Raw genomic sequence first — 14,538 nt, 5'->3', positions numbered from 1 at the left:
AAATGACCTTGTGGTGCATGACTATATCACTACTTGCTTACAGCACCTTGCTGAGCAGCCAGATAACCTTGAGCCACTGCTACCTTGGAACATTAGCAAAGCTAGGTGTCGTTAGCTATACGCTTACACCTCTATCTGTTATTGGATCAAGTACCTTTTCAAAAATTTCACGGCGGGTTATTTCTTTAAGTGTTACTGAAGCTCTAACGAGCCAGAAAAAACAGGCGCTATTCATTAACCACGGGTATATTTATAGCGCGTAGAACATCGATTAACTAAAAAGCCTTTAACGGCGGGTTGAATTAAGGGCTTGGGAACTAAGTTTAACGTTATTGGCTTTAGACGATACCGTGAAGTTCCTTCCAATTTCCAGGGTGCACTACATAACCAAATAGTGCATAGCCACCGTAAACCAACTCGGTTCCTTCGGGTATCCAAAGCATTTGACCCGGATATACATGATGAGTTTCGCCATCTGCCGTGAGCTCAAAACAACCTTCAATAACAAAGATAACCTCATCGTAGAGCACAGTCCATGCAACCTCTGCGCCCTCCCATTTAGCAAAGCCGACACCGATATTAGGTGATATTTCAGTGCTCAGCGCTCGCGCGACATAAGCCATACCTGGATTGTCACCACGTACATTGAAATTAAGTAGTTTGCTGTCAACTAATTTTACCTGTTTCATATTTCACTCCTGCTTTGCCATTTAGCCAACTTGATCCGGCTTTTTACCCCTAAACCTAAGAATGGCTCTGGTGGGTTTAAGCTCGGCATGCCGGTTACTTTTTGTATATCACTCAACGCATTTGACGTTGCGCCGACGACGTAATCAGCCAGTAAACTACCTGATACTGTTCCCCAAGCGACACCCACACCGTTATCACAAGCACTGGCGTAGACCCCATCATCAAGTTCGCCAAAGAAATTGGTGAAATTTCGTGAAATAGCATAGCTCCCTCCCCACGTATGAGTGAAAGGTACATGAGCTAATTGGGGATACCTAGCTAGAAAAACTTTGCGATGTTCGCTCTGAATGTCTGCACGCACTTTATCGTTAATGCTGTTGCCATATTTCGTAACGTGTTTATAGGTATTGCGAATTAAAATGCGTCGATCAGCGGTCATTCTCAAAGTTGTGCCAGCATGGTCAGCAGGTGTGAGCCCCCAATCAAGCGTCCCGCTGTAGTGGTGCATTTCATAATCGGTTAATGGTCGGGTCCAGCTCGCAAAGGTCATCACGGGTAATAGCCGGTTCTTTAAAAAACCAAACTCGCGGGTGAAAATACTGGTGCCTAATAACAGCTTTGCTGTTTTAATACTGCCATTTTCTCCGTGTAACTGCCAAGCTCCCTGCTCTTTTGTTAAACGTTGGATAGGCGAATTTTCAAGTACTTCAACATTGCTTGGTAGACTCGCTGCAAGCCCACAAGCCAACGCAGCAGGTTGAACTAAATAACCACCGGGGGTATAAATAGCACGGCTGTAGTAATCTGTGCCCAGTACTTTAGCTAGTTGATTACTATCAACATGTTCAAATGGCTCACCTAGGTCTGTCATTAAATGCTCAAAATGGTCTAAATAAGCTTCACCTCGCGGCCCTACTGCGCCTTGGTATTTTCCGGCGGCGGACCATTGACAATCAATATTGTGTTTATCAATTAAAGATGACAGCTGCTTAATTGCAGCACGATTTAACGACAATAGCCTTTGTTTATGGGCAGGATCTGGATGCTCTAATGAAAATTTATGCGGCAAATCGATTACAAATCCAGAATTGCGCCCTGATGCGCCTTGGCCAACTTGTTGCGCATCAATTAGAACAATACGAGCATTGGGTTCAAGTTCAGCCAAACGTCTTGCCATTGCAAGTCCTGCGAACCCAGCCCCTAAAACAACATAATCGGCACTTTGAGCGCCTTTTAAGCTCGGCTTTTCAATTTGAGGTGTTAGCGCGTGATACCAGCCGCAAGTATTATCATCATGTGGTAGATTAATCATTTGCTACTCCGTTACAACATGTGTTGGTAAATCAATCTGTCCAAGCCAATAATTGCGTGTCGATTGCACCTGTTTACCCAATAAAGCAAATCCTAATACTTTACCCTCTGCACAGTTAAACACGGCTGTAAACTCTTCTTCTTGCTGCTTAATATGCCATTGTCCTTGTGTTTGCGCTGCAACGGGGTAAATTGATAAAGGCATGATCGGTGTTTTCACTAACACAGGTGACGCGACAAACTCAGCTTTTTCAAATTTACCTAATAAGCTATTAACCAACGCTGGGAGCATTTGATTAATTGGTGCTATATAAGGTTGCCAACCTTGTGATGTTTGAGCACAATCTCCTAAAGAAAAAATAGCTTCATCGCTGGTTTGGCCATAATCATTGACAATTATGCCTCGCTCAACATCAAGTCCTGCTTGCTCTGCTAAGTATGTGTTGGGCTTTAAACCGACCGCAGACAGTACAATATCAACCTCGAGTTCTTCGCCACTGCTTAGTTTAACGATTGAGCCCGAATCATTATTCGGCTCTATATGGCTAATACTGTTTTGAAGAAACCATTGAACACCCAACTCTGACAGTTTTTGTTGTAAAACTTCACCTAAAACACGTGGGATCAAGCGTGACATAGGCCATTGACCTAATCCAATGACAGAAACTTGGTAGCCACTAGCAATTAAATCATTAGCAAACTCACAACCAATTAAACCATCCCCTAAAATTGCAACGCGCTTTTTCCCACCAAGGTGGCGTGTAAATCGATCATGATCCATCAAGTCGTTTACGCTAAATACGTGACTGCAATCTCCTGAAATAGGTACTTCAATGGCTGTTGCCCCAGTAGCGATCACTAAACGCCCGTACTGGTATGTGCCAATACTAGTCAAGAGAGTTTTCGTTTCACGGTTTATGTGTTCAACACGCGTAAATGGATAAACACGAATATTGAGTCTACTTTCCCAATCAAGGGCCGTTTCGCTTTGTAAGTCAGCTGTTTGCTTAGCTTGTGCAAATGAGTTAGACAACGCTGGCTTACTGTATAAAGCACCATCATCAGCTGTAAATACTGTAATATCGACTGTTTTTGATTGTCTACGTAATGCAGCTGCAACGTGATAACCACTGTGACCACTGCCAACAATAACGATAGGTGCGCTCAGTGGTGCTATATCGTCAGATTTAGCCGCAATAGCTTGGTCTGATACAAGCGTATTTTCATCGTCGCTTAACTCCATCATTTCAAAATCAGCTTTACCAACAAGGCAATCAGGGCATACCCAATCCTCAGGTACATCTTCCCAGCGAGTGCCTGGTAAAATTCCATCTGCAGGCCAGCCTTCAGCTTCATCGTAGATCAGACCACAAATAATACAGAGCCACTTTTTCATTTTTTTATCCTACTTATTGAGCTCAAAGTGACCTGTTTACTGTTTATAAGAGCAAATATAAACAGGTCATTTCAAGCTAACATGATTACCCAAGAGCTATAAACGAACGGCTATATTGCGTGTTTGTACATAACTATAAATTGCTTCTTGGCCTTTTTCTCGGCCAAAACCAGACAAGCCAACGCCACCAAATGGTGTTTCAATTCCACCAGCAAACCATTCATTAATAAATACCTGTCCACCACGTAGCTGTTGCGCAATTTGCAGAGTCGGATTCAACCCTTCACCAAATACACCGGCAACTAAGCCAAATTCAGTGCCATTTGCAATATCTACAGCGTGTTGTTCGTCTTCAAAAGGCATCATAACTAATACAGGGCCAAACACTTCTTGTTGAGCAATCGACATATCAGCCGTTGCTTCAATTACCGTAGGGGCGACGAAATAACCGGGTAAATCGGGTGCAAAACCACCTGTGAGTATATTTGCACCTTCTTGCTTTGCTTGTTCAATCATTGCTAATACACTGGTTTGTTGCTCTTTTGAAACCACGGGCGTTAAATCAACTTGATGTTCGCCTGAACCAATCACTAAGCTTTGTGCCATTGCAACCACAGCATTTTTTATTTCTTGATACCGTGATTGGTGAATTAAAAGACGTGACATAGCTGAGCAAACTTGCCCTGCATTAAAGAAAATTCCAGCACGTACACTATTAATAACTTTATGTATATCAGCATCATTGAGAACTATAGCAGCCGACTTCCCACCTAATTCCATGACAGACGGCGTAGCTCGTGCAGCAGCATCTTTTAATATTCGCTGCCCAGTAGGAACAGAGCCTGTAAAAACAATCTGATCCACCTCTTTATGTGAAACTAAGTGGCTGCCGACAGTGGAGCCTTTACCACACAGTAAGTTAACAGCCCCTTTAGGAAAGCCTGCTTTTTGCAACGCTTTAATTAAATACACCATGCCAACTGGAGATATTTCGGGTGATTTGATCACCACCGCATTCCCTGATGCTAATGCAGGTGCTAAAGACCGTGCACAAATTGATACGGGGAAATTCCATGGAACAATTTGAACCGACACGCCCATTGGCACATATTGTGTAAAATCAATATAGTTTTTACCTAAAGGGATAGATGTGCCTTCAAGTTTATCGGCCATCCCGCCGTAATACTCAAAATAACGAGCAGCCTCTAAAAACTCATCTTTAGCATCAATAATTGATTTGCCATTTTCACGGCAAAGAACTAAAGCTCCTTCATCCGCTATATCCCTAATTGCTTGTGCAGCGTTGAGCATCCAAGTGGTGCGAATGGCCGGGCGCACCTGCGAAAGCTCACCGCCTTGCACGCATAGACTTGCAGCTTGCATTGCATTATCTGCATCCTTTATCGTGGCACTTGCTATCGTGGCATATGCCATCGCCGTAGCAGGATTAATGACCGTAAGGTACTGCTCAGCATCGACCCACTGGCCATCGATATAATTTAAATAATGCTTCATTTAAGCCTCCGACACTGATTTAACTTGCTGCGCTAACCAAATTTGGAAAAAATGAGTTGGCGTATCCATTTCTGGTGAAAATGCACCACCACCAAATCCCGGTGAATAACGACCTTGCTGCATCCCTTCAACAGCACCGATATCTTCACCAAACACAACTCGCCAAGATTCAAGTGTTGCAGTACGACACGCAGCATATTCATCTTTAGTTGCTTCATCGGTGATATAAAATATACGTAGCCGCTCAATCGTTTTGTCAGTGCTAATTGGGTCAATCATCATGGCAAATGCATGATCAGCTTGAATGCCAATTAATACATTTGGAAACAACGCAATGTATTCGGCATGGCGCAGTTTATCTTCTGGCCAGCTAGGAAATTTAGGAAGATGGGTCCCTGCAGTATCGGATAAATTATATTTGTAGCTTCCTTGGCCAGAAAAGCGTTCATCAAACATAATATTGTAATGATCTTCTAGCTTCGAATAAGTGTTTAATGCAGGGTGAACCCAAGGTAAGTGATAGGCTTCACAAAAGTTCTCTATGGTTAGCTTCCAGTTACTTTTAACTTCGATTTCGAGGTGACCGCCCATATTCGCTCTGCGTAATAAACTAAGCCCATCATCGCCTAAAAATTCATGCCAACGTTTTTGAAGAGGCGCAATATGTTGCTCAAAACTTGGCGCATCGGCAGATAAGTTAACAAATACCATATCCATCCATATAGCTGAACGCAGTGGTTTTAACCCGTGTTGCTCACATTTAAAGCGATCGTCTTTATGTTTGCCTATACCTCCCACATGAGGTGTGCCTTTTAGACTGCCATTTAAATCATAGGTCCAAGAGTGATAAGGGCAGCGGATCATGCCCTGAACTTCACCCGCTTCGTGCACTAACTTCATACCTCGGTGGCTACATACATTATGAAATACTTGCACATCGCCTTGGCGGTTTTTCATCATCAATAAAGGCAAATCCATAAAATCAACAGGTAAAACATAACCATTTTTTATTAAATCAGATGCAAAACCGACGCATACCCAAGTATTGCTAAAAACGTGATCACGCTCAAATTTAAAATACTCAGGATTTGTATAAGCTTCATTAGGCATACCCGTTGCTTCATGGATAGGGTTTAGTACTCGGTCAATTTGTTGAATAGGAATAATTGTTTGTTTTGCAATGCTCATTGTTGTATCTCCAAATGTGGAAGTGACAGTACATACAATTGCAGAAACACCATGGCTTTCTTTAAACGTTAGACACAACCAACTTCAAATAAGCCTATTCAGCGCAACTACATTTTGTTATCAATTGGGTTGATTTTGATTAACAAAAACGCAGTAAACAAACGATTAATTAGCCTCCCACCTATGAGTTTTTATCATGTATTACTATTTTATACATTTCCAAAGCACACAGTGCTAAACGCTCACATAACCAAAACTCATGAACCAATGAGAATTAATCATTTGTAAAATACTGGTTAATTTTTTAGTTTCTTAAAACTTATTCAACAAGAAAAACAACATCGGGGCACACACATGAAAAAATCCGTCATTAGAGCTAAGTCGGGGGTTCTCAAAGGGCTAAACCCCACGGTGACGATAGCGTCAAAAGTTATACTCATTGCGTTTATATTATTTATTGTGATACTTGCAAATAAAGCGGGGCAATATTTCGAAACTCTATCTACCTTTCTACTTTACAATATGAAGTGGTTTTCTATCGGCTTAGTCACTTTAGTCGTTGGGTTTTTAGCTTACCTTATGGTTAGCCGTTATGGTCATATTAGATTAAGTGAAAATGATGATGATAAGCCCGAGTTCAATTTTTGGGCATGGATTGCCATGTTATTTTCAGGGGGAATGGGCATAGGGTTAGTTTTTTGGTCGGTCGCTGAGCCAATGTGGCACTATGCCTCTAATCCATTTACAAAGGGGCTAACTGATGAAGCGGCCTCAATGTCAATGCAACTAACATTTTACCATTGGGGACTCCACCCATGGTCGTTATTTGTTATTGTTGCACTGGCCCTTTCTTATTTTTCGTACCGTAAAGGCTTACCTTTTACATTTAGATCGATTTTATACCCTCTTGTTGGCGAGCGTATTTACGGACCCATTGGTCATGTTGCAGATATTATTACTGTTGCTGTCACTGCATTTGGTATTGCCCAAACGTTAAGTTTAGGCGTTATTCAGATCAACTCAGGGTTAGAGCAAACTTTTGGTATTGAGGTGAGCTTAATGACCCAATCAATATTAATTATTACTTTGTGTACGATAGCTGTTGGCTCGGTGTTGTCTGGGGTTGGCCGTGGTATTCGGCTTTTGTCTCAATGGAATATGTTACTGTCACTTTTATTAGTATTAATTGTTCTAGCAATAGGTCCTACCCGGTATGTTCTTAATATATTTATGGAAAGTACTGGAAACTACATGCAAAACCTAGTCAGTATGGGCCTATGGACTGACACTCAAAGTGATTCAGGTTGGCAAAGCTCTTGGACTGCCTTTTATTGGCCTTGGTGGATGACATGGGCACCTTTTGTGGGTATGTTTATAGCGCGTATTTCCCGCGGGCGCACGATCAGGGAGCTCATTGGGGGTGCGCTTATTGCTCCAACAGTCATTGCATTTATTTGGCTATCTGTTTTTGGTGGAAGTGCACTTAAAATGGAACAAAATGAGCGAGTTGCTTATCAGCAACAAACAGCAATATCAAGCGCAGAAACTCAAATAGACACTGGCGAATTTGCTGGCGGACAAATATTAAATGCGACGAAGAAAGACAGTACGCGTGCGTTATTCACTCTATTTGATAACTTAGATGGTGCGATCCTTGGTAACTTACTAAGCGTACTTGCTTGCATTTTACTTGCAACTTACTTTATTACATCGGCTGATTCAGGAACTTTAATTTTATGTATCCTAGATGCAGCAGGCGATACTGAACCACCAAAATCAATTCGTATTTTATGGGGTGTTGTTATCGCGCTAATTGCATGGGTTTTAATATACGCAGGTGGCCTACAAGCGATTAAATATGCCTCTATTATCATTGGCTTCCCTATTTCCATTTTTATATTAATGATGGGGGTTACGCTGTTTTACAGTATACGCCGTGAGCCAAAACCTTGGGCTATGCTGCCACAACATGTTCATCCCTGTGAAGAGCAGCTAGATGGGCCTGTTGAGCATCTAAACCCTGCTCATAAAACAGACTAACTTTGATTTTTAATTCGTTATAAAAAAGCTCTCGTAATTTACGGGAGCTTTCTCATCTCATAAGTTATCTCGAACCCTGTTTAAATTAAGCCTGTATCACCAACCTCTATGGGTAATTGTGTTAGCAACCATTCCCTGAACAATTTAACACTTGCTGGGACACGCCCACCATTATTAGGCTCAAGCATTGAAAACTTAGAGTTTGTTGCCAGCACGTGTTCAGTTGGGCGTATTAGTACACCACTTTGTAAATATTCATCAACAAGTGATCCCCATGCCAAAGCAATGCCTTGACCATTAATACACGCCTGTAACAGCATTGGGTAGTTATTTATATTGACTCGATTTTTTGGTTCAATAAAATCAAGATCTACGCCTGTAAACCATTCCTCCCAATTCACCCAACCCATTTGCATTTCATCTAAGTTTAAAATAGTTTTTGAAAATATCTCGCTTGCTGCTGTTGGGTTGCCAATTTTACTTAAATAACTAGGGCTACAGACAGGAAATACTTCCTCACTAAATAAGGGAGTAACATTTACATCTAGAGGAGGCGTTCGACAGTAAAAAAGACCTATATCACATTCTAATTTTGTTAAGTCGAATACATTGTCAGAAGCAAGAATTCGTAAATCTATATCATCATGTAAGTTTTGAAACTCCGCAACTTTGGGTAGTAACCATAATGAAGCCATTGCATTTGTGGTCGCAACCGTGATTTTTTTATCTCCTTGCCATTTTTTAACTTGGCCTGTTATGTCAGCTATCTCTAACAAAGAACGATTTACTGTTTGATAATATTGTAAGCCAGCCGGAGTTAAGTGAATGCTTCTGCTTGCTCTTGTAAACAAGGTCTTACCTAGATAATCTTCTAATTGGCGAATTTGTCGGCTAATCGCGCCTTGAGTAACATTGAGCTCTTGTGCAGCTAAAGTAAAACTAAGGTGGCGAGCTGACGCTTCAAATGCAACCAAACTATTTAACGGCGGTAACGGGTTTATTTTCATTGTGCTTCCTACTTACTACTATTTAAGGAACATGGAAGATGTGGGTGGGCCATTCTCTAAACCGATGTACAGGTGTGCATACCTCAATTTAAAGTATCAATTAGTCATACAAAGTGTAAATGTATTAACTATATATTTACACTCCTATCTTAGAAATAATAGCCAATATTAATGTTGAATCGTTGTTCTACATCGTCACTATCACCGGCAACAGAGCCTCCAACAAAAGGCTGATTCTTCGCGTTTACAAAATCAAAGTAAGTAAAAAGCCCGCCAGCAGCGACTGAAAAACCTGTCACATTCATCCAGGTATCTTCACTATTGTCTGACTTATCGTAAATGACTCCATAGTCATTATAAAATTGTAACCCTGTAACTGGCCCCCTGTCTACGGCTAAATTATAGGCAACATTCGCATTCGATGTTGTCGCTTGCGCAGCAATACTATCGTAAAAAGAGTAAGCACCGACAACTGAACTTTAAGCTGTTCGTACAATTTCAACAAACGCTAAAAACAAACCTAATAAATGAATAAAATCAACCTATCGACTTTAGTCTAATAACAATAAGTAAACCAACCACTTTAATTACCCCGCGTAGTAATCATAAATAACCTACAAACTCCCCCGCCCATATGCCATAATCTAAATAATTCATAAATTTAGTAACTTGGCGTATACCCAAACCACCTCAAGATGCAGAATTCAGCGTTTCACAGGTTCTTAATATCAAGGCGTTACTTTGCAGGAATGGCAATCCCTTTTAAGAAGTAACAACGATGAGAGTAAGTGCCTGTGAAATGCCCAACGGGTTGGTTTAAAAGCGATTTATACTGCGTTATTGATTTTAGCAAGGGAATAACCATTACTTGCAGTCAATGCCTTGCCTAAATCGCTTTTAATTCCAACTGAAGCTCGCATCTTGAGGTGGCTTGGGTATATAGACCGTTGCAAGCTAACTTAAAGGGTTTTTTAATGGCTTATCAAGAGCAAAATCAAGCAACAATCTATTGGCACGATTATGAGACCTGGGGGGCGAGTCCACAAAAAGATAGGCCAAGCCAGTTTGCAGGTATTCGTACCGACCTTGATTTAAACATTATTGGTGAGCCATTAATTGAATATTGCAAGCCGGTGGCAGATTACTTGCCGCATCCTGAGGCGTGTTTGATCACTGGTATTACTCCGCAAGTAGCGATACAAAAAGGTTTAGTTGAGGCTGAGTTTATTGCCAAAATTCATGCTGAATTTAGTGTTCCTAATACCTGCGTGGCCGGTTATAACAGTATTCGTTTTGATGATGAAGTAAGCCGTTATAGCTTTTATCGTAACTTTTACGACCCTTACGAGCGCGAATACAAAAATAATAACAGCCGCTGGGACATTATAGATTTAGTGCGTGCTTGTTATGCACTGCGCCCTGAAGGTATTGAATGGCCGCTTAAAGAAGATGGCAGCCCAAGTTTTAAGCTGGAACATTTAACCGTTACAAATGGTATTGAACACGCTGCGGCACATGATGCGTTATCTGATGTAACCGCGACGATTGCTTTGGCTAAACTAATAAAAGAAAAACAGCCGAAACTGTATAACTTCTTTTTTAGTTTGCGCGGTAAAAAAGCCTTAGCTGAGTTAGTAGATGTATTTAATATGACGCCACTGGTACATACTTCATCACGTATTCCTGCTACCCAAGGCTGTACCAGTTGGATTGCGCCGATGAGTTTTCATCCGCTTAATAAAAATGCGGTGGTATGTTTTAATTTAACTGAAGACCCACAAGTATTACTCGATTTATCAATTGAAGAGTTGCGTACCCGCCTTTATACCAAACGCAGTGAGCTTGCCGATGATGAACTGCCTGTTGGTTTAAAACTGGTACATTTAAATAAATGCCCTATTTTAGCGCCTGCTAAAACCTTATTACCTGAAAACGCCGCCCGTTTAGGCATTGACCGCGAGCAGTGCTTAAAAAATCTTGCGATTTTAAAAGCCAACCCAAGCCTTCGCAATAAAGTGACTGAAGTATTTAACGATAAGCCCGATTACGGTAAAACCACCAATACTGATTACATGTTGTACGACGGTTTCACTAGCCATGCTGATAAAGCAAAGTTTGCCATTATTCGTGATGCCAACCCTGAACAATTAGCGGGTATGAAGCTTAATTTTGAAGATAAGAAGTTTGATAACTTATTGTTTAAATACCGCGCCCGTAACTGGCCGCAATCGCTTAATCAAGATGAACTTGATCAGTGGCGTCAATATTGCCAAAACAAATTAATGCATGGTGAAGATCAGCCCTCGATCAGCGCACAAGATTTTATGGTTACGCTAGAAAATCTCGCCCATGAACATGACGATAACGAAAAGAATCTCACGATTCTAAAAGCACTGTATAACTACGCGCAAAGTATGTAGTTTGCCCGTTACTTATAAAGAGCGCTAGTTTGCAGAACAAAGTACGAGATTTAAAGCTGCGAGTAGAGTTATTCGCGGCTTTTTTTAATAAATAGCAATCCTATTTTTTATGAAGTGCTTCAATTCGCGCCAATAAACTTGATGTGTCAAAACGCCCACCACCAAGTGCTTGCACATCAGCGTAGTACTGATCGACTGTCGCGGTCATCGGTAAAGTGGCACCATTATTTCTTGCTTCATCTAACGCAATACCTAAATCTTTACGCATCCAATCGACAGCAAAGCCAAATTCGTACTCACCTGCCCACATGGTTTTGTAACGGTTTTCCATTTGCCATGAACCAGCGGCACCTTTTGCAATCGTCTCAATGACTTTTTCGCCATCAAGGCCTGCTTGTTTAGCAAAATGTAAACCCTCGGCCAAGCCTTGTACAACGCCAGCGATACAAATTTGATTAACCATCTTACACAACTGTCCAGAGCCGACTTCGCCAAGTAACTGGCTAAAACGGCTAAATGCCGCCATAACTGGTTGTACTTTTGCAAACACTGCGGTGTCGCCACCGGCCATGACTGTTAATACACCATTTTCAGCGCCAGCTTGACCACCCGATACTGGCGCATCAATAAACGCAATACCTTTTAATGCCGCATTAGCGGATACTTCGCGCGCAACTTCGGCTGAAGTCGTGGTGTGATCGACTAAAATAGTGCCTGCTTGCATTCCAGTGATCACCCCGTCAGCACCATAAACGACTGAGCGTAAATCATCATCGTTACCTACACACATAAATACGATATCTGCATGCTCTGCGGCTTTTGCTGGCGTTAATGCCACCTCACCTGCGTATTTTTCTGCCCATTGCTGTGCTTTTTCTGTGGTACGGTTATACACGGTTACTTGATGGCCGGCAGTTGCTAAATGACCCGCCATTGGATAACCCATTACACCTAAACCGATAAATGCGACTTTCATTGACATAAAATTGACCTATTTCAGTGGTAACTTAAAAAGATACTTTGATTATCTCAACCGAACAGTAAAAAAGCGAATGAAAAAGTTTTCATTAAATTTCTTCATGGACGACACAAAATAGGTAACCTATGGATAGCATATATCAATTCAGTGCCTCGCTTTATAACGGCGAAAATTTTGCTTTAAGTCAGTTAAAAGGCAAAACGATTTTAATCGTAAATACCGCCAGTAAATGTAACTTTTCGGTGCAGTTAAGCGCACTCGAAAAACTGTATCAGCAATATAAAGCGAATGGTTTTACTGTGCTGGCATTTCCGTGTAATCAATTTGATTACAATGAGCCAATAGACAACATTGATATTAAAGACTTTTATCAACAACAGTTTAATGTTAGTTTTCCTGTGTTTAGTAAAGTAATGGTCAATGGCCCTGATGCTCATCCGTTATTTAACTATTTAAAAGCACATACCCGAGGAATTGCACAAAATCGTGCTATAAAATGGAATTTCACTAAGTTTCTAATAAACTCTGAGGGACAATTGGCGGTACGTTATGCACCGCGCACTAAACCCGACACCTTGAAACAGGTCATAGAGAGTAATATTAATGATGCAACTAACGATAGCGCTTTTCAGTTCGCAAAAATATGAACATGCATCTTTTGATGCCTGTTTAAACAATCAAACACGCATCAAATTAACCCGTTTTGAACAACCTCTTGATGCGAAAACTGCCATACTTAGCCAAGGCTTTAATGCGGTATGCGTATTTGTAAACGATGTCGTTGATAGAACGGTTATTGAGCAGCTTGCTCAATTTAACGTTAAATGCATTCTACTTCGTTGTGCAGGCTTTAATAATGTCGATTTAGCAGCTGCCAAAGCACACAATATAAAAGTATGCCGTGTACCAGCTTACAGTCCTGAAGCAGTTGCAGAGCACTGCGTGGCATTAATGCTTACCCTCAATCGTAAAACTCACAAAGCCTATAATCGTATCCGTGAAGATAATTTTGATTTAAATGGCTTGCTTGGCTTTAACTTATTCAAGAAAACCATTGGTATCATTGGCTGTGGAAAAATTGGCTTGGCTTTAGTAAATATACTCAATGGCTTTGGTGCAAATGTATTAGTTTGCGACCCTTATGCAGTATCAGGCAATTATACAATTTGTGATCTAGACACTTTATTAAGCCAAAGCGATGTGATCTCTTTGCACTGCCCGTTAACCGAGCAAACTCATCATATGATCAACGAACAAGCATTCGTAAAAATGAAGCAAGGGGTGATGCTTATAAACACTTCCCGCGGCGCATTAGTTGATAGCAAAGCCTGTATTGGCGCACTTAAAACTAAAAAATTGGGTTATCTAGGGCTGGATGTTTACGAGCAAGAATCAGAGTTATTTTTTAAAAACCGCAGCGATGAAATCATGCAAGATGATGTGTTTTCGCGTTTAGTGAGCTTTCCAAATGTACTGGTCACCGGACACCAAGGCTTTTTTACCAAAGAAGCATTAAGCGAAATTGCGCAAATCACCGTGAATAATGCGATTGAGTTTTCGAACAACCAACCACTGAGTAATGAGGTTAAGTAAGGGGTTGATTTAGGTGCTAGGTGCTAGGTGCTAGGTGCTAGGTGCTAGGTGCTAGGTGCTAGGTGCTAGGTCAAAGTTTAAAAACCAAGGCACAAAAAATCAACCAAGTTGGCTGGCAGGCTGCGAAAACCGGACACTGAAAAAGTCAAACTTAGTCCTGCTCTGATGAGTAGGATCCTAATTATGTCCGATAACATTATTAACCGCCGTTTTGGGGTGTTATAAACCACCACAATGGTGTTCAATAAGCGTTATGAGAGCTAGCTATCGTACATAGGTTGGATCTTAAGAAAACTTGAAGTTGAACTCTGTTAATGATCAAATAGTTACGCCAATAAAAAATGACTAAAAACAGAGTTCACATGCAGATTAACCAAGTTTCAAATCAATTAAAAGCCC

The 14,538-nt window shown here is 41.1% G+C and carries 11 protein-coding genes and 1 pseudogene; 4 read left to right on the top strand and 8 right to left on the bottom strand.

What is annotated here, in order from left to right:
• Window positions 1–338: 338 nt before the first annotated feature.
• The 5 genes from HHO47_RS18290 to HHO47_RS18270 form a co-directional block, all read right to left on the bottom strand.
• Window positions 339–689 (bottom strand): cupin domain-containing protein, encoded by a 351-nt coding sequence (locus tag HHO47_RS18290; protein WP_169021592.1) that lies wholly within the window; start codon window positions 687–689, stop codon window positions 339–341.
• Window positions 686–2,002 (bottom strand): NAD(P)/FAD-dependent oxidoreductase, encoded by a 1,317-nt coding sequence (locus HHO47_RS18285; RefSeq protein ID WP_169021591.1) that lies wholly within the window; start codon window positions 2,000–2,002, stop codon window positions 686–688. The genes HHO47_RS18290 and HHO47_RS18285 overlap by 4 nt, the downstream gene beginning before the upstream one ends.
• 3 nt (window positions 2,003–2,005) lie before the next feature.
• The gene (locus tag HHO47_RS18280) at window positions 2,006–3,397 is read right to left on the bottom strand and encodes an FAD-dependent oxidoreductase (RefSeq protein WP_169021590.1); all 1,392 of its coding nucleotides are present in this window, start codon (window positions 3,395–3,397) and stop codon (window positions 2,006–2,008) included.
• A gap of 96 nt (window positions 3,398–3,493) precedes the next feature.
• Window positions 3,494–4,912 (bottom strand): aldehyde dehydrogenase family protein, encoded by a 1,419-nt coding sequence (locus HHO47_RS18275; RefSeq protein WP_169021589.1) that lies wholly within the window; start codon window positions 4,910–4,912, stop codon window positions 3,494–3,496.
• Window positions 4,913–6,100, bottom strand: a complete 1,188-nt coding sequence (locus HHO47_RS18270; RefSeq protein ID WP_169021588.1) for an aromatic ring-hydroxylating oxygenase subunit alpha — start codon at window positions 6,098–6,100, stop codon at window positions 4,913–4,915.
• 354 nt (window positions 6,101–6,454) lie between these two features.
• Between HHO47_RS18270 and HHO47_RS18265 the strand changes: the two genes are divergently transcribed.
• Window positions 6,455–8,140 (top strand): BCCT family transporter, encoded by a 1,686-nt coding sequence (locus tag HHO47_RS18265; protein ID WP_211183774.1) that lies wholly within the window; start codon window positions 6,455–6,457, stop codon window positions 8,138–8,140.
• Between the two features lie 80 nt (window positions 8,141–8,220).
• Here the strand turns inward: HHO47_RS18265 and HHO47_RS18260 are convergent, their stop codons facing one another.
• Complete coding sequence (locus tag HHO47_RS18260; RefSeq protein WP_169021587.1) at window positions 8,221–9,147, bottom strand: LysR substrate-binding domain-containing protein; 927 nt, start codon at window positions 9,145–9,147, stop codon at window positions 8,221–8,223.
• A gap of 149 nt (window positions 9,148–9,296) precedes the next feature.
• Window positions 9,297–9,617, bottom strand: a pseudogene (locus tag HHO47_RS18255) (carbohydrate porin); the annotation flags it as partial.
• 504 nt (window positions 9,618–10,121) lie between these two features.
• Between HHO47_RS18255 and sbcB the strand changes: the two are divergent.
• Complete coding sequence (gene sbcB / locus HHO47_RS18250) at window positions 10,122–11,567, top strand: exodeoxyribonuclease I (protein WP_169021586.1); 1,446 nt, start codon at window positions 10,122–10,124, stop codon at window positions 11,565–11,567.
• Window positions 11,568–11,667: 100 nt separating this feature from the next.
• On the opposite strand, the gene HHO47_RS18245 is transcribed toward sbcB, so the two are convergent.
• Window positions 11,668–12,549, bottom strand: a complete 882-nt coding sequence (locus HHO47_RS18245) for an NAD(P)-dependent oxidoreductase (RefSeq protein ID WP_169021585.1) — start codon at window positions 12,547–12,549, stop codon at window positions 11,668–11,670.
• A gap of 122 nt (window positions 12,550–12,671) precedes the next feature.
• On the opposite strand from HHO47_RS18245, the gene HHO47_RS18240 reads away from it, so the two are divergent.
• Together HHO47_RS18240 and HHO47_RS18235 are read left to right on the top strand one after the other, a co-directional pair.
• Window positions 12,672–13,193: a glutathione peroxidase gene (locus tag HHO47_RS18240; protein WP_169021584.1), complete on the top strand. Its 522-nt coding sequence runs from the start codon at window positions 12,672–12,674 to the stop codon at window positions 13,191–13,193.
• Complete coding sequence (locus HHO47_RS18235) at window positions 13,153–14,139, top strand: 2-hydroxyacid dehydrogenase (RefSeq protein ID WP_169021593.1); 987 nt, start codon at window positions 13,153–13,155, stop codon at window positions 14,137–14,139. Before HHO47_RS18240 ends, HHO47_RS18235 begins: the two co-directional genes overlap by 41 nt.
• Window positions 14,140–14,538 lie beyond the last annotated feature (399 nt).

This window comes from Pseudoalteromonas arctica, assembly GCF_012927645.1.
Lineage (GTDB): Bacteria > Pseudomonadota > Gammaproteobacteria > Enterobacterales > Alteromonadaceae > Pseudoalteromonas > Pseudoalteromonas arctica_A.
This window is presented reverse-complemented; position numbering and strand designations above follow the sequence as displayed.

Excerpts from the sequence above, each read along its gene's own strand:
- HHO47_RS18290 (WP_169021592.1), bottom strand. The coding sequence starts at position 689 with ATGAAACAGGTAAAATTAGTTGACAGCAAACTACTTAATTTCAATGTA.
- HHO47_RS18285 (WP_169021591.1), bottom strand. The coding sequence starts at position 2,002 with ATGATTAATCTACCACATGATGATAATACTTGCGGCTGGTATCACGCG.
- HHO47_RS18280 (WP_169021590.1), bottom strand. The coding sequence starts at position 3,397 with ATGAAAAAGTGGCTCTGTATTATTTGTGGTCTGATCTACGATGAAGCT.
- HHO47_RS18275 (WP_169021589.1), bottom strand. The coding sequence starts at position 4,912 with ATGAAGCATTATTTAAATTATATCGATGGCCAGTGGGTCGATGCTGAG.
- HHO47_RS18270 (WP_169021588.1), bottom strand. The coding sequence starts at position 6,100 with ATGAGCATTGCAAAACAAACAATTATTCCTATTCAACAAATTGACCGA.
- HHO47_RS18265 (WP_211183774.1), top strand. The coding sequence starts at position 6,455 with ATGAAAAAATCCGTCATTAGAGCTAAGTCGGGGGTTCTCAAAGGGCTA.
- HHO47_RS18260 (WP_169021587.1), bottom strand. The coding sequence starts at position 9,147 with ATGAAAATAAACCCGTTACCGCCGTTAAATAGTTTGGTTGCATTTGAA.
- sbcB (WP_169021586.1), top strand. The coding sequence starts at position 10,122 with ATGGCTTATCAAGAGCAAAATCAAGCAACAATCTATTGGCACGATTAT.
- HHO47_RS18245 (WP_169021585.1), bottom strand. The coding sequence starts at position 12,549 with ATGTCAATGAAAGTCGCATTTATCGGTTTAGGTGTAATGGGTTATCCA.
- HHO47_RS18240 (WP_169021584.1), top strand. The coding sequence starts at position 12,672 with ATGGATAGCATATATCAATTCAGTGCCTCGCTTTATAACGGCGAAAAT.
- HHO47_RS18235 (WP_169021593.1), top strand. The coding sequence starts at position 13,153 with ATGCAACTAACGATAGCGCTTTTCAGTTCGCAAAAATATGAACATGCA.